This is a genomic window from Aestuariivita boseongensis (assembly GCF_001262635.1).
GTDB lineage: Bacteria > Pseudomonadota > Alphaproteobacteria > Rhodobacterales > Rhodobacteraceae > Aestuariivita > Aestuariivita boseongensis.
The window spans coordinates 1-16,995 of sequence record NZ_JXYH01000068.1 but is presented as its reverse complement, the minus strand read 5'-3'; the positions used below and the strand labels follow the sequence as shown (position 1 = coordinate 16,995).

The following is a 16,995-nucleotide window of genomic DNA, read 5'->3' as shown; positions in this document are numbered from 1 at the left end:
TCCGCCCGCCGCTGCCCGCGACGGCCGGAAATGAAGGCATCGGCCGCGTGACCGAAGTGAATGGCGATGGCCTTCAGGTGGGCCAACTGGTGCTTTTGCCCATCGGCGATGGCGCCTGGCGCACGGAGATCGTGGGCCAGATTAACCATCTGGTGCCCCTGCCCGAAGGGGACATCGACCAGCTTTGCATGCTGATGGTGAACCCGGCCACGGCGCATCTTCTGCTGACGGAATTCGTGGACCTGAAAGAAGGCGACTGGATCGTGCAATCGGCGGCCAATTCGGCCGTGGGCACCTATGTGGTGCAACTGGCAAAGGCCAAAGGCATCAACGTCTGTTGCGTGGTGCGCCGCGAAAGTGCCGCGCCTGCGCTGGAAGAAGCAGGCGCCGCGGCAGTGATCGTGGACAGCCCGAACCTGGCCAAAGATGTGCGCCAGGCCACCGGTGCCAAGATGAAACTGGCGCTGGATGCTGTTGCGGGCGAGACCTTTGGCCGTCTGGCCGAAACACTGGAAGAGGGCGGCGTTCTGGTGAATTACGGCGCGATGTCGATGCAGAATGCGCAGATCCCGGCAGGGTCTATGATTTTCCGCGACATCACGATCAAGGGCTTCTGGCTGGTGCATTGGTTCAACAAGGCCAGCAAGGAAGAGCGGATGAAAACCTATGCCGCCCTGACCCAGGCCGTCGCCACAGGCACCTTGCATGCGTCCATCGACAAGATCTTCCCGCTGGAGGAGATTGCCGAGGCCGTTAGCTATACCATGGCCGGCGAACGCACCGGCAAAGTGCTGCTGGCGCCCAACGGGATCTGATCGGGCATTCCATCCCCCGGCGCGCCCCGTTAGGGTGCGCCGGAACGTTATCGGAGTGCTGCCATGCCCTTTACCCTTGCCACCTGGAACATCAACTCTGTCCGTCTGCGCGAGGGGCTGGTTGCCAAGCTTCTGTCCGAGGAAGCGCCCGATGTGCTGTGTCTGCAGGAGTGCAAATCCCCGGTCGACAAGATCCCGGTGGAGGCGTTTCAGGCGCTGGGCTACACCCACATGATTGCCCGTGGGCAGAAGGGCTATAACGGCGTTGCGATCCTGTCGAAGCTGCCGATAACCGATGTGGGCGACCGCGATTTCGCCTCGCTGGGTCATGCGCGCCATATCGCGGGGCAGTTGGAAAACGGGGTGACGATCCACAATTTTTATGTGCCTGCAGGCGGCGATGTGCCGGACCGCGAGGTGAACGAGAAGTTTGGACAAAAGCTCGATTATCTGACCGAGATGCGGGATTACTTCCACGCGGAAAAGCCCCAAAAGTCTATCCTTGTGGGCGATCTGAACATCGCCCCGCGTGAGGACGATGTCTGGAGCCACAAGCAACTTCTGAAGGTCGTCAGCCATACGCCCATCGAAGTGGAACACTTGGCCGAAACCCAGGATGCAGGCGCTTGGGTCGATGTCACCCGGCAAGACATCCCCGAAGGCCAGCTTTATTCCTGGTGGTCCTACCGCGCGCGCGATTGGGACGCCGCCGACAAAGGCCGCCGCCTGGATCATATCTGGGCCACGCCCGATATCTCTAACGCCGCGCATAACTCCCGCATCCTGCGCGACGCGCGCGGTTGGGAAAAACCCAGCGACCATGCCCCGGTTTTTGCCAGTTTTGACCTTTGATTCCGGCGTCGTAACGCTCATATAAGCCGCAAACGTATTTCAGCAGAGGACAGAGATATGATGGATCTGGGACTCTCCAACGCCCCTGAACAGGGCGATCTGATCAAGGACAGCACCGAGGCTACGTTTATGGCCGATGTGGTCGAGGCGTCGCAGACCGTGCCGGTGATCGTGGATTTCTGGGCGCCGTGGTGCGGCCCGTGCAAAACTCTTGGACCCGCTTTGGAAGCTGCCGTCACCGCCGCGAAAGGCGCGGTCAAGATGGTCAAGGTCAACGTGGACGAAGCGCAGATGCTGGCGGGCCAGCTGCAGATCCAGTCGATTCCCACGGTCTATGCCTTCTGGAAAGGTCAGCCCGTTGACGGGTTTCAGGGCGCTTTGCCCGGATCGGAAATTCAGGCCTTCATCGACCGCGTGATCAAGGCCGCTGGCGGCGAAGCGCCCGGTGATCAGCTGGATGAGGCCGTGGCCGCGGCCGAAGAGATGCTGTCCGAAGGCGCAGCCGTGGATGCGGCCCAGACCTTTGCCGCGATCATTGGCGAAGACCCGAACCACGCCGGTGCCTATGGCGGGCTGGTGCGCGCCCATATCGCGATGGATGATCTGGATCAGGCCGAAGCGATCCTGAACGGCGCCCCGGCCGAGATTGCGCAAACCGCCGAGTTGGAAGCCGCCCATGCGCAGCTTGAGCTTGCCCGCCAGGCCGCCAATTCCGGCCCTGTGGCCGAGCTGCAGGCAGCCGTTGACGCAAACCCTGACGATCATCAGGCGCGGTTTGATCTGGCGCAGGCGCTGTATTCCGCAGGCGACGGGCAGGCGGCCGTGGATCACCTGCTGGAGATTTTCCGCCGGGATCGGGAATGGAATGATGGGGCCGCCAAGGCGCAGCTTTTCACGATTTTCGATGCGCTCAAGCCGAATGATCCGGTTGTTCTGAACGGTCGGCGGAAACTCAGCTCGATGATATTTGCCTGACGCCTCAGGCACGCTAGTTCCGTCTTATGATCAAAGCCGCTGATCTGCCCGAGACGATTGCCGTCTTCCCATTGCCCGGGGCGCTTTTGCTGCCCCGGTCACGTCTTCCGCTTCATATCTTCGAGCCACGCTATCTGCAGATGTTCGATGACGCGTTGAAAACGCATGGGCGGATCATCGGCATGGTGCAGCCCAACCCGATGCGCGGGAAGAAAGACGCGTTGCACCATATCGGCTGCGCTGGTCGCATCACCCAGTTTTCCGAGACGGAGGATGGCCGGTACCTGATCACCCTCACCGGCATATCGCGGTTCCGCGTGATCGAAGAGGTGACGGGCTTTTCGCCTTACCGGAAATGCAATGTGGACTGGGCAGGATTTGACCGCGATTTGGGCAATGCGGAAAGCGATCCGCGCTTTGACCGGGACGCGCTGATGCGCTTGCTGGAAAAATACTTTGCTGCGCGCGGGCTTTCGACCGATTGGGATACGCTGACAGATGCGGATGATGAGCTTTTGGTGAATTCCCTGTCGATGCTTCTGGATTTCGACCCCGAGGACAAACAGGCCCTGTTGGAAGCGCCGTCACTGCCCACGCGGCGCGAAACGCTGGTGACCCTGATCGAATTCGCCTTGCGTGGCGGCAACAGTGAAGAGATGATGCAATGAGCACCCCCGGTTTTGACCGCCATATGCTTGAGGCGCTGATCTGCCCGGTGACTCATCAGACGCTGAAATATGATGCGGAGAAACAGGAACTGGTGTCGAAAGCCGCCAACCTGGCTTTTCCGATCCGCGATGGCATCCCGGTCATGCTGGTGGATGAAGCGCGGGTGTTGGATTAGGCGCTGTTTTGGGGCTTTGCCCCCGCCCCGTTCCGGGGCTCCCCCAGGAGTATTTTGGGCCAGAAAGAAGCAAGGAGCAGCTTAGATCGGCTTGCCCTGCATCAGTTTGGGCAGGTCGCCTGTCAGGCCGGCGGCCTCGCGGATGAAGCCACGGCGCAGGCCCGGCAAGGCGTTGACCACGCCCATTCCAAAGTCGCGCGCGGCGCGCAGAAGCGGGTTGTCGTTAGAAAAGAGGCGGTTGAACGCATCCGTGGCCAGCGCCAGCGTGGCCGTGTCGAAGCGGCGCCATTGCTGGTAACGCAGCAGGACCTGTTCGCTGCCAATGTCTTCTCCACGGCGCGCGGCCAGTGTCAGGGTTTCAGCCAAAGCCGCCACATCGCGCAGACCCGCATTCAGGCCCTGACCCGCGATGGGGTGCACGCCATGGGCCGCATCCCCGATCAGGGCGAGCCGGTCGGCAATGAAGCTGTTGGCGATCGTCAGGTTCAGCGGATAGGTGAAGCGTTTCCCGGCAAGGGAGATGTCGCCCAGGAAATCGCCGAAGCGGGGGCGCAGAACGTCAAGATAGGCGGCGTCGTTCAGCGCGTTGATGCGCTGGGCCTCCTCGTCGGTTTCGGACCAGACGATGGAGCTGCGATTGCCTGTCAGCGGCAGGATTGCCAGCGGCCCCGGCGGCATGAAGAACTGATGCGCCACCCCGTTATGGGGTTTTTCATGGGCCACCGCGCAGACCAGCGCGGTCTGGCCATATCCCCAGCCGGTGCGCTTGATGCCCGCGCGTTCGGCTGTGCCGCTGCGCCTGCCATCCGACCCCACCAGCACGCGGCCTGTCAGGATCTTGCCATCGTCCAGCGTGACCGAGACCGCATTGGTCGTGGCATCCTGCGCCATCACGGTTTTGCCGCTGATCTGGGTAATCAGGGGCTGATCTGCCATGGCATCAAGGAAGGCGCGGCGCAGGAAGCGGTCTTCGACCATGTATCCCATCGGGCCTTCTTCGATTTCGGCATGGTCGAAATGCATCCAGAAGGGCGAGGGGCCTTCCCCCGCGCGGCCATCGGTGACCTTGATTTCCAGCATGGGCTGGGCGTTATCCGCCACCTTCTCCCAGATCCCGATCGCGTTCAGCAGCCGTTGCGACGCCAGCGCCAGGGCGTAAGACCGGCCGTCGAAATCCTCGGCCTCGCGCGCGGCCTGGGGCAGGGCGTCGATTACGGTCACGCTATGGCCGGTCTGCGCCATTGCCAGGGCCAGGGCCGGGCCGTTCAGGCCGCCTCCGACAATCAGGATATCGCTGTCATATGTCATGATCTGGAATATGGACGCGCGGGCGGGATTGTCCATGTGCGGTCCTGTCGCTACCTTGTCGCGGCAGTGGAACGAGGGCAGGGCAATGCAAGACTGGCTGAGCATGACGGCGGCGGAACTGGGCCGCGGAATCGGAGCGGGAGAGATTGACCCGCTGGAGCTGACACAGACCTATCTGGAGGCCATCGACAGCCATTCCGAAACGCCCCGCATCTATGCCCGCGTGACCCATGATCGCGCCCTGGCCGAGGCGCAGGCGGCACAGGCCCGTGCGCGGGCGGGGCAGCGCCTGTCACCGCTGGATGGGGTGCCCATCAGTTGGAAGGATCTGTTCGATACCGCAGGGGTGGCGACCGAGGCGGGCTCGGCCCTTTTGGAAGGTCGGGTGCCGGATCGCGATGCGGTGGTGCTGGAAAAGGCCACGGCCATGGGGCTGGTGTGTCTGGGCAAGACGCACATGTCGGAACTGGCCTTTTCGGGCTTGGGTCTGAACCCGATCACCGCCACTTCGCCCAATGTCAACGATCCGGGCGCCGCGCCGGGCGGGTCATCGTCAGGGGCTGCGGCCTCGGTTGCGTTCAACCTTGCTGCTGCAGGCATCGGGTCGGATACGGGCGGATCGGTTCGGATCCCGTCGGCCTGGAACGATCTGGTGGGGCTGAAGACAACCACGGGCCGTCTGACGCTGGAAGGTGTGGTGCCGCTGGCGTTGAAATTCGACACGATCGGCCCGCTGGCCCGGTCGGTGGAAGATGCAGCGCTTCTTTTGGGCGCGATGGAAGGCACCGCAGGCCCCGATCTGGGTGGCGCCAGCCTGAAAGGCTGCCGCTTTGCCGCGTTGCAAACCAGCGTACTGGACGACATCCGCCCCGAACCGCTGAAGGCCTATGAAGACGCCGTCGCGCGTCTGAGGGACGCGGGCGCCACGGTTGAGCCCCTGGACGTGCCCGCGCTGGAAGAGGCGATGGCGCTTTCGGCGGTGCTGTTCACCGCCGAAGCCTATGGTCTTTGGCGTGACGTGATCGAGGCCGCGCCTGACAAGATGTTCGACCAGATCCTTGAGCGGTTCCGTGCGGGCAAGGGTTTCTCTGGCCCTGATTACGTGGCCGCCTGGGCCAAGATCGACGCGGTGCGCCAGATCTGGGACGCCACCACCGCCGGTTTTGACGCCGTGCTGGCCCCGACCGCCCCGATCCTGCCGCCCAATATCGAACGGCTGGGCAGCGATCACGACTACTACGTGACCGAAAACCTGATGGCGCTGCGCAACACGCGGGTGGGCAACCTGATGGGGCTGTCAGCGCTGACATTGCCCACGGGGACGCCCTCTTGCGGGCTGATGATGTTGGGCAAACCCCATATGGAAGCGGCGCTTTTGCGCGTTGGTGCCGCCGCAGAACGCGCTTTGGCTTAAATGCCACAAAACCAGCAACTTGCGTTCCTTTTTCTGGACGGAGTCGCTGCCCGCGTGTAGTTTCAGTGCAAACGGGGCGATAACGATCCCGGCATTGAGGCAGATCTGATGGACTTCCCCGAGCGGTTTTCGAACCTACCGGCTTATGCGTTCCCGCGCCTGCGGGCGCTGCTCGACGTGCATGCGCCGGGCGGGGATGTCGTGCATATGACGATAGGGGAGCCGAAACACGCGTTCCCTGCCTGGATTACCGATGAAATCGTGGCCAATGCGGCGGGCTTCAACAGCTATCCGCCCAATGAAGGGTCGCCCGAACTGCGCGGGGCCATCGCCGATTGGGTCAGGCGCCGGTACGGCGTGGCCGTGGATGCCGACAGCCAGGTCATGGCCCTGAACGGCACGCGCGAGGGGCTTTACAACGCGGCCATGGCGCTTTGCCCCGAACTGAAGAATGGCAAGCAGCCGATCATCCTGTCGCCGAACCCGTTCTATCAGGTGTACATGATCGCCGCGATTTCCGTGGGGGCCGAGGCGCGCTTTGTGCCCGCAACCGGCCAGTCTGGCCATCTGCCCGATTACGGATCTCTGCCCACTGACGTGCTGAACCGCACCGCCATTGCTTACATTTGTTCGCCCGCCAACCCGCAGGGGGCAGTGGCGAGCAAAACCTATTGGCAGGATCTGATCGCGCTGGCCGAAAAATACGATTTCAAGATCTTTGCCGATGAGTGTTACTCCGAGATCTATCGCGACACACCGCCTACAGGCGCTCTGGAAGTCGCGACCCAGATGGGCGCAGACCCCGACCGCGTGCTGATCTTCCATTCGCTGTCGAAGCGGTCGAACTTGCCGGGGCTGCGCTCGGGCTTCATCGCGGGTGGTGAGGAAACCATCAAACGCACCAAGATGCTGCGTGCCTATGCAGGTGCGCCTTTGCCCACGCCCTTGCAGGCTGCAGCGGCAAAGGTCTGGGCTGATGAAGACCACGTGACCGAAAATCGCCGTCTTTATGCCGAGAAATACGCAATTGCAGACGACATCCTTGGCAATGTGCCGGGTTACATGAGCCCCGAGGCGGGGTTTTTCCTGTGGCTCCCGGTCGAGGATGGAGAGGCTGCGGCGTTGAAGCTTTGGACAGAAACCGGGGTTCGCGTGCTGCCCGGGGCCTATCTGGCCCAGGACGCAGGCGGCGAAAATCCGGGCAAGGGATACATCCGGGTCGCCATGGTGGCCCCAAAAGACGAGATGGCGCGCGGGCTGACGACCCTGCGCGACTGTCTTTTCGCATAATGAAAGACTGAGGGACGAGTATGGCATCCATTAACCACCGCAGCCGTGACCCGCTTTTGGACAGCAAGATGCAAGCCGCCATCGAAAGGCGCGGCAAAGAGCTGATCGGCCTGATGCTGATCGCCCTTGGCGTCATGGCCGCGCTGATGATCGGATCCTACAGTCCGGATGACCCCAACTGGATGGTGTCCACGGATGCGCCGGTGCAGAACCTGATGGGGCGCATGGGGGCTGCGATTGCCGCGCCCCTGTTCATGATCATCGGCTGGGGCAGCTGGGCCATTGCGCTCGTACTGATCGTCTGGGGCGGCCGTCTGGCACTGCACCGGGGCGAAGAGCGCGCTATTGGCCGGCTTATCTTTGCGCCGATCGCGATTGCGCTGATTTCGATTTACGCCGCGACGCTTGTGCCCGGTGCCGACTGGACCCGTGTGCACAGCTTTGGCCTGGGTGGACTGTTCGGTGACACCGTAATGGGCGCGCTTCTGACCCTTTTGCCGCTTGGATCGGTTGCGGGCCTCAAGATCGTGTCGGCCATCATGGCGGTGGCGATGCTGGCGATGCTGTTGTTCGTGCTGGGCTACACTCGTGCGGAACTGACCCGCTTTGCCCGCTTCCTGATGATTGGCGTTGTGATGGTTTATGCCGGGCTGATGACGCTTTTGGGCCGGGCGGCCTCGGGCACATTGACCACGGCGCAGGGTCTGAAAGACCGCCACGCCGAACGCAAGGCTCTGGCCGCAGAACAAGCCGCGCTGGCCGCGCAGCAGCACGCCGCCGAACCGCCGGTGAAACGCGCGGCCCCGCTGGTGGCAACGCCCATCGCCCCGCCGGCCCCTGCCGCCGCGTCGGAACCCGTGTCGAAGCCGGGCCTTCTGGCCTCTCTCATCCGGCGGCCCGAGCCGATGCCCGATCCCGAGCTGATCGAACAAGAGCCCGCACCCGGCCTTGATGGCGTCAACGCGCCGGGCGAAGACCGGATCAAGGCCAAGATCGCCGATGTGATCAAGGCCCGCGTGCGCCAGCCCGCCATGATCACCCCCACCGCGGATGCGCCGCTGACCCGTGGCCTGGGACGCGGCCCCGATCCGCTGATCTATCGCGCACCAGGCGAGGCGCGTGTCGAACCACCGCTGACATCCGCGCCGCAGATGCGCGCCGAACCCCCGGTGACCGCAACGCCCGCGCAAACCCTGCCGCTGGAAGACCCCGCGCCTGCCCCGCACACCATCCCTGTGAGCGAGCCGCGCAAGGTCGTCCAGAACACACCGCGCAAAGCCCCCGCGCCGTCGCGCCGTGCGCAGGCCGAAGCGCAGCCTGCCTTGGCCTTCGAGGAAACGCGCAGCGAATTTGAACTGCCCCCGCTGAACCTGCTGGAAAATCCCACGACGATCCAACGCCACCACCTCAGCGATGAGGCGCTGGAAGAAAACGCCCGCATGCTGGAAAGCGTTCTGGATGATTACGGCGTGAAGGGCGAAATCGTCTCTGTCCGTCCGGGCCCAGTTGTGACGATGTACGAACTGGAACCGGCGCCGGGTCTGAAAGCCTCGCGCGTGATCGGTCTGGCCGATGATATCGCGCGGTCGATGGCGGCGCTGTCGGCGCGTGTGTCCACCGTGCCGGGCCGCAGCGTCATCGGTATCGAACTGCCGAATGAGCACCGTGAAAAGGTGGTGCTGCGCGAAATCCTCGCCTCTCGCGATTTTGGCGACAGCAACATGCGCCTGCCGCTTGCGCTGGGCAAGGATATCGGCGGCGATCCGGTTGTCGCGAACCTGGCCAAGATGCCCCACTTGCTGATCGCGGGGACGACCGGTTCGGGTAAATCCGTGGCGATCAACACGATGATCCTGTCGCTCCTCTACAAGCTCACGCCCGAGGAATGCCGCCTGATCATGATTGACCCCAAGATGCTGGAACTGTCCGTCTATGACGGCATCCCGCATCTTCTGTCACCTGTTGTGACCGACCCCAAAAAGGCGGTTGTCGCCCTCAAATGGGTCGTGGGCGAGATGGAAGAACGGTATCGCAAGATGTCGAAGATGGGCGTACGCAACATCGAAGGCCACAACGGCCGTGTACGCGAAGCGCTGGCGAAGGGCGAGATGTTCACCCGCACCGTGCAAACCGGCTTTGACGATGAGACCGGCGAACCCGTGTTCGAGACCGAAGAGACCAAGCCCGAAGCGCTGCCCTATATCGTCGTCATCGTTGACGAGATGGCCGACCTGATGATGGTCGCCGGTAAGGAGATCGAGGCTTGCATCCAGCGTCTGGCACAGATGGCGCGGGCCTCCGGTATTCACCTGATCATGGCCACACAGCGCCCCTCGGTCGATGTGATCACCGGCACGATCAAGGCGAACTTCCCCACCCGGATTTCCTTCCAGGTGACATCGAAAGTCGACAGCCGCACCATCCTTGGCGAAATGGGCGCGGAACAGCTGCTGGGCATGGGTGACATGCTGTACATGGCAGGTGGGGCCAAGATCACCCGCTGCCACGGACCTTTCGTCAGCGATGAGGAGGTCGAAGAGATCGTCAACCACCTCAAGGCCTTTGGTCCGCCCGATTACGTGGGCGGCGTCGTGGACGGCCCCGATGAGGAAAAGGAAAGCGATATCGACCTTGTTCTGGGCCTTGGCGGGAACACCGATGGCGAAGACGCGCTTTACGATCAGGCCGTGGCTATCGTGATCAAGGATCGCAAATGCTCGACCTCGTACATTCAGCGGAAACTGGCGATCGGCTATAACAAGGCCGCGCGTCTGGTCGAACAGATGGAAGAGGAGGGGCTGGTCTCTCCTGCCAACCACGTGGGCAAGCGCGATATTCTGGTGCCGGAACAAGGTTGACCGGCACAATCGCGCGTATGTGAGCGGCGGGCAGGTGCAATTGACGTCTGGCACGCCTAGGTACAGGTTATGAAACGGTTCCTGATTGCTTCCTGCCTTGGTCTTGCCAGCGCAACCTCTGCGCTGGCCGAGGCCGTTCCGCTGTCGGAGATTTCGACCTATCTTAACCGGATGACCACGGCGAAGGCGCCCTTCACCCAGATCAATGACGATGGCAGCCTGCAAACCGGCACGCTTTACATCAAGCGCCCGGGCCGCGTTCGGTTTGAATATGATCCCCCGGTTGAAGCCCTTGTCGTTGCGGGCGGCGGCGCGGTGGTGATCTTTGATCCCAAATCGAACACCGAACCGGAAAGCTATCCTTTGAACCGCACGCCGCTTTCGATCATCCTGGCGCCTACGGTGGATCTGGACCGCGCCAATATGGTGACGGGCCACGGCTTTGACGGCACCGCAACGGTTGTCACGGCGCAAGACCCCGAAAACCCGGAATACGGCAATATTCAGCTGTCATTCACTGGTGACCCGGTCGAGCTGCGCAAATGGGTGATCAATGACAGCGGCGGCGGTCAAACCACCGTTATCCTGCAATCGCTGGAAACTGGTGGCGCGCTGAGTGACAATCTGTTCAACGCGCAGCTGATTGGCGAAGGGCCCGACAGGTAAGCCAAAGCAGAGGCCCCGGATCAAGTCCGGGGCGGGCGTTTATCCCCGCCGCGCGCTTCGGCAATTGGCCAGTTGCGCCTCGTACATATTGGCCCGCGCCGCCACCTCACCCGATACGCGCAGCAGCCAGCTTTTGCTGTTGTAACTGCCGCGGGCATACCCGGTGCGCCCTTCGTGATAGGCCAGATACTGGTTGCGCGCGTCCGACAGCGCAATCCCCAGACGGTTGCGCGATTCCAGCATGTACCAGCCCATGAAATCGGTCGCATCGCGGATATCGTCCCGCCGTGCGCCCCGCTTGCCGGTTTCGCGGCGATATTCATCCCACGTCCCGTCCAGTGCCTGGCTGTATCCAAAGGCGGTCGATTGCCGGCCCATGGGAATGATACCCAGCGTGTACCGGTAGGGCGGGCGCGCATCGCCCACGAATTTGCTTTCCTGATAAATCGTCGCCATCTGCACATGCACCGGCACGCCCCAACGGCGTTCGGTGGCCCTGAAGGCGCGCAGGTATTCCGGGCGCTCGCTGACGATGCTGCAGGCGTTGTCCAGGTTGCGCGGTTGCGAATTATACCGGCTGCCGCATGACGCCAAAATCAGCACAGCCAGGACTGCGATCAAAGTTCTGCTCATCTGCCTCTCGCACTTCTGCGACTATTGTTTTGCAGCAGTTTATCGCAAAGAGGCTCTGCGTGAAATCACTTTTCCTTCACAGCAGCACGGCCAACAGCGCCGGCAAGGCCAGAACCGCCAACAAGGTCGAGGCCACGACCAGCCCCGCCACAGCATCGGCATCCGCGCCGTATTTCTCGGCCAGCAGGTACGAGGTGACGGCCACCGGCGTTGCCACCTGCAAGACCAGAACGGCAAAGGCCACCGGATCCAGTTCGAAAAACCGGCCCACACTCCAGGCCAGACCAACGCAGATCGCCAGTTTAAGCACCGACAACAGCACGGCGCGGCCCAGGCCGCTGGCATTCAGACGGGCCACGGCAACACCCAGCGTGATCAGCATCAGCGGGATCGCGATCTGGCCGATCAGGTCCAGCGTGTTGGTCAGAAAACGCGGCGTTTCCCAGCCCTGCCAAAGAAACAGCGCGCCCAGCAGGGTGGCCGCGACCATGGGCTCTTTCAGCACTTTGACAGGCGATCCGCCGCCCGCCACCAGCCAGATCCCGAAGGTGAAAGACAGGATGGCCATCACCGCGAAGACCACCACGGCATAGCTTAATCCAACATCGCCAAAGGCAAACAGCGCCAGCGGCAGGCCCAGATTGCCGGTGTTGCCAAAGATCAGCGGCGCGGTGAATGTCCGCGTCTCAAGGCGCAACAGTCGTACGACAAGCGCGGTCACGACGCTTACCGCCGCATAAGCCGCGACCGAGGCCAGCGTCAGCGCCGTCAGCGCGGTTGGCTCAAGCTCGGTTTTCATCAGGGCGGTGAAAATCAGGCAGGGCACACCCAGCGTCATCGACAGTTGCGTGACGAACCGGATGCGGTATTCGGCGCCCAGTTTGACCCAGGTAAACCCAATGGCCGCCAGCAGGAATACCGGCGCCACGATCTCAAGGACTGTTAAGGCAAGGTTCACAAACTGTTTCCCGGAAAATTGTGGCAAATATTGGACAAGCCCGCCTCAAACCGGCTAATACCGAAACCCAGGGGCTTCAAGATGATGCAGACAGCGAGAGCAAAATATCACCTCGGCCAAGTGGTCAGGCACAGAAAACACCCGTTTCGCGGGGTGATTTTCGATGTCGACCCCGAATTCGCCAATACCGAGGAATGGTATCAGGCGATTCCCGAAGAAAGCCGTCCGGTGAAGGACCAGCCGTTCTACCACCTGCTGGCAGAGAACGATCAATCCTATTACGTCGCTTATGTGTCCGAACAGAACCTGATCGCGGATTACTCCGGCGAACCGGTGGGCCATCCCGATATTGACGAGATGTTCGGCCCCTTCCAGGACGGTGCCTATCCGCTGCATTTCCAGCTGAATTGACGACAGAAGGCGGGACACGTCCCGCCTTGAGCGCCAGTGATGTAGGGCGGGACCTGTCCCGCCACCCCATCAATATCCCAGAGCACATCCATCCTTGCGCGGATCGCTTGCGCCTTCCAGCACGCCATCGGCGCGAATGCGGATCGCCTGTGCGCCGCCAATCGGCGTGTCGGGAATCGTCACCGCGTGGCCCATATCTGCCAGCTCCTGACGGACCGTGTCGGAATATCCCCGCTCCACCTTCATGTTGCCCGCGTCCGAGAATGCGCGCGGCGCATCCAGGGCCGTTTGCGGGTCCATGCCGAAATCGACGATGTTGCTGACCACCCGCGCATGACCGTTGGGCTGGTACTGCCCGCCCATCACGCCGAACGGCATGGTGATCTTGCCGCCTTCGCGCAGCATCGCGGGAATGATCGTGTGCATCGGCCGCTTTCCGCCCGCCATTTCGTTGGCGTGGCCTTCCTCAAGGGTGAAGCCGGCACCGCGGTTCTGCATCAGGATGCCGAACTTGTCCGACGCGATGCCCGATCCGAAGCCGTGGAAGATGGAATAGATCAGCGACACCGCCATGCGATCGCGATCGACCACGGTGATATAGATCGTGTCCTTATGCACCGCCTCCGAAACGGCTGCGGGCGCTTCCATCGCGCGGCGCGGATCAATCAGGGCGGCCAGTTTCTTTGCCGTGTCCATCGACAGCATATGCTCAAGCCGGCTCATATGATCAAGATCTGCCAGGAACCGGTTGCGCGCGTCATAGCCCAGCTTCGCAGCCTCGGCCTCGATATGGGCGCGCGCTGTGCCGAACGGCTCCATCCCGGCGATATCGAACTGGCTGAGGATGTTCATGATCAGGATCGCCGTGGCACCCTGACCGTTGGGCGGATGCTCCACCAGCTCCACATCCTTGTAGCCGCCGCTGATCGGCGTGACCGAATCACAGCGCGTGGCGGCGAAATCCTCGACAGTGTGGGTTCCGCCAAGCGCGCGCAGAGTCTGGACCATGTCCTCGGCGATTTCACCGGTATAGAACGCATCGCGACCGTCCTTGGCGACGCGCCGCAGCACTTCGGCCTGACCGGGCACGCTGAAGACCTGACCGACCTTGGGCACCTGTCCGTTCACCAGATACGCGTCGCGCGCCGCACCCTGAAGAACTTCCGCATCGCTGCTCCAGTCGAAGGCCACGCGCGGGGCCACGGGCACACCGGTCTCTGCATAGTGAATCGTGGGTGCAAGCAGCGCGTCGATGCCCAGCTTTCCTTCGGTCTCCGACAGGTGACAGAAGGCGTCGATTGCACCGGGCACTGTGACAGCATGGGCGGAATAGGGCGGCACAACCGCGTGGCCCTCCGCGCGCAGTGTCGCAGCCGACGCACCCGCTGGTGCCCGGCCCGACCCGTTCATCGCGCGCACCTCATCCTCGCCCGGACGGTTATACAGAACAAAGCAGTCCCCGCCGATCCCGGTCATCTGCGGTTCGCAAATGCCCAGCAGTACCGCCCCGGCAATCGCCGCATCCATCGCGTTGCCGCCACGTTCCAGAATGTCGATGGCGGTCTTGGCGGCCAAGGGGTGCGACGTGGCGCAGATCCCGTTTGTTGCCAAAACGGCCGACCGGCCCGGTTGATGAAAGTCGCGCATATCTGTCCCTGCTCCCGTCTTCTGTGGTGGCGCGAATGTATCTCGCCCATTGGTGAAGGCCAGCGCATTTTGAAAATGTCAGGAGGAGGGTATGTTCCTCGACGCCGCGCACTGGGTGGGGGCTGTTAACACACGGCGCCGAGGGAAGCTATATGCAGCTACAAGAACGACCATGCTGATGCACTGCGTCGCCAATAGGGTGCGAATAAGGCAAATCTGTGACAATCATCCCCGCGCGCAGGGCGTTTCACTGCCATCAACGTGAAACCACATCTTCAGCCGGTTGACCCCGTCAATCCGGCTGTAGTCCAGCTGATCGGCCAGCATGTGGATCATGCCCCAGCCAAATCCGCCCTCGGGCAGATCCTGCAGGCCGACGTTCAGATCGGTCGGTTTGCCCTTTGGTAACCGCCAGCCCGGCATCGCCCGCCCCTCGTCCCGCAGCCGGACAAAGATTTGTCCCCCCTCAACCATCAGCTTTACATGGATTCGGGCCTGCGGCTGGTCGCACAGTGCATGTTCGACGATGTTGTTCAGCCCCTCTGCCACCGCGATCTCGACCGAGCTGCGCGCATCACGGCAGGGCACCCGCTCCACCAGCGCGGCGCGCAGGCGGATCATCACGTCACGCACTGCCAGGTCCTGGGCAGCGCAATCGAAATGACAGGTCATGGGCATATCGTCCACGGCATGTCCCCAAAACGGTTTGTCGAAGCTCACTCTGCCTCGGCCAGGGTTGCGTCATCCACGGTGTCGAAAATCTGAAACACCGTATCCATCCGGGTCAGCCGAAAGACTTTGGCAACCGGATCGGACAGGCCTGCCAGATCCAGCTTGCAGGCCCCGTCCAGCTGCTTCATCGCCGCCACGATCGCGCCCAGGCCGCTGGAATCCACAAAATCCACCTTGCTCAGATCCAGGACAACCCGGTCGGGCGCGCCCTGAGTGATCTGGCGCATATCCTCTTTGAACTGGATCGCCATGGCTGCATCTATCCGGTCCGCATTCACCGTTACGATCCGCATCCGGTTGATGTCTTTGCTTGCAAGGCTCATCGAAGGGTCCTACGTCAGTTGCGTCAGATCGCCATGGCTAAGGTGAAAACCTTACCAATCGGTGTGCATCCGCAAGGCAAAAGGGGAAACCACGATGAAAGAGGTTGTGATTGCAGGGGCGTCGCGCACGCCCATGGGGGGCTTTCAGGGCGTGTTCGACGGCGTTCCCGCCGCCACGCTGGGCGGTGTGGCGATCAAGGCCGCGATGAAAGGCGCGGGCCTGTCGACTGTCGACGAGGTGCTTATGGGCTGCGTGCTGCCCGCCGGTCAGGGCCAGGCCCCCGCGAGGCAAGCCGGTTTCGCCGCCGGACTGGGAGAAGAGGTGCCCGCCACCACGCTGAACAAGATGTGCGGTTCAGGGATGAAGGCCGCGATGATGGCCTATGATCAGATCGCGCTGGGCCATGCCGACACGATGGTCGCGGGCGGCATGGAGAGCATGACAAATGCCCCCTACATCCTGCCAAAGATGCGCGGCGGCGCGCGGATCGGTCATGGTCAGGTCATCGACCACATGTTCCTCGACGGTCTGGAAGACGCCTATGACAGGGGCCGCCTCATGGGTACCTTTGCCGAGGATTGCGCCGAAGCGTTCCAGTTCACCCGCGAGGCGCAGGACCAATATGCGCTCGCGTCCCTCGACAACGCATTGGAGGCCGAACGCAACGGCGCCTTTGATGATGAGATCACCCCCGTGACCCTCCACGCCCGCACCGGCGAAGAGGTCATCACCCGCGACGAACAACCCGCCAGCGCGCGGCCCGAAAAAATCCCGCTGCTCAAACCGGCCTTCCGCAAGGATGGCACGGTCACGGCGGCCAATTCCTCCTCCATCTCCGACGGCGCGGCGGCGCTTGTCATCGCCTCTGCCGACGCGGCCGAGGCACAGGGCCTCACCGTCCGCGCCCGCATTCTGGGCCATGCCAGCCACGCCCAGGCGCCGGGCCTTTTCACCACCGCCCCGGTGCCTGCCGCACAAAAACTGCTCGACCGGATCGGCTGGAAAAAGTCCGACGTCGATCTGTGGGAGGTGAACGAAGCCTTCGCTGTCGTGCCCATGGCCTTCATGCATGAAATGGGCCTGCCGCGCGACATCGTGAACGTCAATGGCGGCGCCTGTGCCCTGGGCCATCCCATCGGCGCGTCTGGCGCCCGGATCATCGTCACGCTCCTCAATGCGCTGGAGAAACGGGGCCTCAAACGGGGCGTCGCCGCCATCTGCATCGGCGGAGGTGAAGGCACGGCAATCGCCATCGAACGGGTCTGATC

Annotated in this window: 17 protein-coding genes; 11 read left to right on the top strand and 6 right to left on the bottom strand. The window is 62.5% G+C overall.

The annotated features are described in order from the left end of the window. The 5 genes from TR61_RS18020 to TR61_RS18000 all read left to right on the top strand — a co-directional run. The coding region (locus TR61_RS18020) for a zinc-dependent alcohol dehydrogenase family protein (RefSeq protein WP_050931919.1) at positions 1 to 815 on the top strand (815 nt) is incomplete at its 5' end. Positions 816 to 878: 63 nt separating this feature from the next. Next, the gene (gene xth / locus TR61_RS18015) at positions 879 to 1,667 is read left to right on the top strand and encodes an exodeoxyribonuclease III (RefSeq protein WP_050931918.1); all 789 of its coding nucleotides are present in this window, start codon (positions 879 to 881) and stop codon (positions 1,665 to 1,667) included. Between the two features lie 57 nt (positions 1,668 to 1,724). Next, positions 1,725 to 2,642 carry a thioredoxin family protein gene (locus TR61_RS18010; protein ID WP_050931917.1) on the top strand — a complete coding sequence of 306 codons (918 nt, stop codon included), beginning with the start codon at positions 1,725 to 1,727 and terminating at the stop codon, positions 2,640 to 2,642. 26 nt (positions 2,643 to 2,668) lie between these two features. Then, positions 2,669 to 3,310, top strand: coding sequence for an LON peptidase substrate-binding domain-containing protein (locus tag TR61_RS18005; RefSeq protein ID WP_050931916.1), 642 nt, complete (start codon positions 2,669 to 2,671; stop codon positions 3,308 to 3,310). Next, positions 3,307 to 3,486 (top strand): Trm112 family protein, encoded by a 180-nt coding sequence (locus TR61_RS18000; RefSeq protein ID WP_050931915.1) that lies wholly within the window; start codon positions 3,307 to 3,309, stop codon positions 3,484 to 3,486. Before TR61_RS18005 ends, TR61_RS18000 begins: the two co-directional genes overlap by 4 nt. 81 nt (positions 3,487 to 3,567) lie before the next feature. Here the strand turns inward: TR61_RS18000 and TR61_RS17995 are convergent, their stop codons facing one another. Beyond that, on the bottom strand, positions 3,568 to 4,830 hold the full coding sequence (locus TR61_RS17995) for an FAD-dependent monooxygenase (RefSeq protein ID WP_172677020.1): 1,263 nt from the start codon (positions 4,828 to 4,830) through the stop codon (positions 3,568 to 3,570). A 49-nt stretch (positions 4,831 to 4,879) separates the two neighbouring features. Here TR61_RS17995 and TR61_RS17990 point away from each other — a divergent pair, with 49 nt between their 5' ends. The 4 genes from TR61_RS17990 to TR61_RS17975 all read left to right on the top strand — a co-directional run bounded on the left by TR61_RS17990 (position 4,880) and on the right by TR61_RS17975 (position 11,022). Continuing rightward, positions 4,880 to 6,208, top strand: coding sequence for an amidase (locus TR61_RS17990; protein ID WP_050931914.1), 1,329 nt, complete (start codon positions 4,880 to 4,882; stop codon positions 6,206 to 6,208). A 108-nt stretch (positions 6,209 to 6,316) separates the two neighbouring features. Then, positions 6,317 to 7,498: an aminotransferase class I/II-fold pyridoxal phosphate-dependent enzyme gene (locus tag TR61_RS17985; protein ID WP_050931913.1), complete on the top strand. Its 1,182-nt coding sequence runs from the start codon at positions 6,317 to 6,319 to the stop codon at positions 7,496 to 7,498. 20 nt (positions 7,499 to 7,518) lie between these two features. Beyond that, positions 7,519 to 10,356, top strand: coding sequence for a DNA translocase FtsK (locus TR61_RS17980; protein WP_050931912.1), 2,838 nt, complete (start codon positions 7,519 to 7,521; stop codon positions 10,354 to 10,356). Positions 10,357 to 10,425: 69 nt separating this feature from the next. Next, positions 10,426 to 11,022, top strand: coding sequence for a LolA family protein (locus tag TR61_RS17975; RefSeq protein ID WP_050931911.1), 597 nt, complete (start codon positions 10,426 to 10,428; stop codon positions 11,020 to 11,022). Between the two features lie 39 nt (positions 11,023 to 11,061). Here the strand turns inward: TR61_RS17975 and TR61_RS17970 are convergent, their stop codons facing one another. Continuing rightward, positions 11,062 to 11,655, bottom strand: a complete 594-nt coding sequence (locus TR61_RS17970; protein WP_050931910.1) for a transglycosylase SLT domain-containing protein — start codon at positions 11,653 to 11,655, stop codon at positions 11,062 to 11,064. A 76-nt stretch (positions 11,656 to 11,731) separates the two neighbouring features. Further along, positions 11,732 to 12,613 (bottom strand): AEC family transporter, encoded by an 882-nt coding sequence (locus tag TR61_RS17965; protein WP_050931909.1) that lies wholly within the window; start codon positions 12,611 to 12,613, stop codon positions 11,732 to 11,734. Positions 12,614 to 12,697: 84 nt separating this feature from the next. Between TR61_RS17965 and hspQ the strand changes: the two genes are divergently transcribed. After that, positions 12,698 to 13,024: a heat shock protein HspQ gene (gene hspQ, locus TR61_RS17960; RefSeq protein WP_050931908.1), complete on the top strand. Its 327-nt coding sequence runs from the start codon at positions 12,698 to 12,700 to the stop codon at positions 13,022 to 13,024. Between the two features lie 69 nt (positions 13,025 to 13,093). Here hspQ and TR61_RS17955 read toward each other — a convergent pair whose 3' ends face one another. The 3 genes from TR61_RS17955 to TR61_RS17945 all read right to left on the bottom strand — a co-directional run bounded on the left by TR61_RS17955 (position 13,094) and on the right by TR61_RS17945 (position 15,726). Beyond that, entirely contained in the window at positions 13,094 to 14,671 is a 1,578-nt protein-coding gene (locus TR61_RS17955; RefSeq protein ID WP_050931907.1) for a gamma-glutamyltransferase family protein, read from the bottom strand. A 225-nt stretch (positions 14,672 to 14,896) separates the two neighbouring features. Next, positions 14,897 to 15,349 (bottom strand): ATP-binding protein, encoded by a 453-nt coding sequence (locus TR61_RS17950; protein ID WP_082182032.1) that lies wholly within the window; start codon positions 15,347 to 15,349, stop codon positions 14,897 to 14,899. 38 nt (positions 15,350 to 15,387) lie between these two features. Continuing rightward, positions 15,388 to 15,726 (bottom strand): STAS domain-containing protein, encoded by a 339-nt coding sequence (locus TR61_RS17945; RefSeq protein WP_050931905.1) that lies wholly within the window; start codon positions 15,724 to 15,726, stop codon positions 15,388 to 15,390. A gap of 94 nt (positions 15,727 to 15,820) precedes the next feature. Here TR61_RS17945 and TR61_RS17940 point away from each other — a divergent pair, with 94 nt between their 5' ends. Continuing rightward, a complete protein-coding gene (locus TR61_RS17940; protein ID WP_050931904.1) occupies positions 15,821 to 16,993 on the top strand; it encodes a thiolase family protein in 1,173 nt (390 codons plus the stop codon). Positions 16,994 to 16,995: the final 2 nt, after the last annotated feature.

Excerpts from the sequence above, each read along its gene's own strand:
- xth (WP_050931918.1), top strand. The coding sequence starts at position 879 with ATGCCCTTTACCCTTGCCACCTGGAACATCAACTCTGTCCGTCTGCGC.
- TR61_RS18010 (WP_050931917.1), top strand. The coding sequence starts at position 1,725 with ATGATGGATCTGGGACTCTCCAACGCCCCTGAACAGGGCGATCTGATC.
- TR61_RS18005 (WP_050931916.1), top strand. The coding sequence starts at position 2,669 with ATGATCAAAGCCGCTGATCTGCCCGAGACGATTGCCGTCTTCCCATTG.
- TR61_RS18000 (WP_050931915.1), top strand. The coding sequence starts at position 3,307 with ATGAGCACCCCCGGTTTTGACCGCCATATGCTTGAGGCGCTGATCTGC.
- TR61_RS17995 (WP_172677020.1), bottom strand. The coding sequence starts at position 4,830 with ATGGACAATCCCGCCCGCGCGTCCATATTCCAGATCATGACATATGAC.
- TR61_RS17990 (WP_050931914.1), top strand. The coding sequence starts at position 4,880 with ATGCAAGACTGGCTGAGCATGACGGCGGCGGAACTGGGCCGCGGAATC.
- TR61_RS17985 (WP_050931913.1), top strand. The coding sequence starts at position 6,317 with ATGGACTTCCCCGAGCGGTTTTCGAACCTACCGGCTTATGCGTTCCCG.
- TR61_RS17980 (WP_050931912.1), top strand. The coding sequence starts at position 7,519 with ATGGCATCCATTAACCACCGCAGCCGTGACCCGCTTTTGGACAGCAAG.
- TR61_RS17975 (WP_050931911.1), top strand. The coding sequence starts at position 10,426 with ATGAAACGGTTCCTGATTGCTTCCTGCCTTGGTCTTGCCAGCGCAACC.
- TR61_RS17970 (WP_050931910.1), bottom strand. The coding sequence starts at position 11,655 with ATGAGCAGAACTTTGATCGCAGTCCTGGCTGTGCTGATTTTGGCGTCA.
- hspQ (WP_050931908.1), top strand. The coding sequence starts at position 12,698 with ATGCAGACAGCGAGAGCAAAATATCACCTCGGCCAAGTGGTCAGGCAC.
- TR61_RS17955 (WP_050931907.1), bottom strand. The coding sequence starts at position 14,671 with ATGCGCGACTTTCATCAACCGGGCCGGTCGGCCGTTTTGGCAACAAAC.
- TR61_RS17950 (WP_082182032.1), bottom strand. The coding sequence starts at position 15,349 with ATGCCCATGACCTGTCATTTCGATTGCGCTGCCCAGGACCTGGCAGTG.
- TR61_RS17945 (WP_050931905.1), bottom strand. The coding sequence starts at position 15,726 with ATGAGCCTTGCAAGCAAAGACATCAACCGGATGCGGATCGTAACGGTG.
- TR61_RS17940 (WP_050931904.1), top strand. The coding sequence starts at position 15,821 with ATGAAAGAGGTTGTGATTGCAGGGGCGTCGCGCACGCCCATGGGGGGC.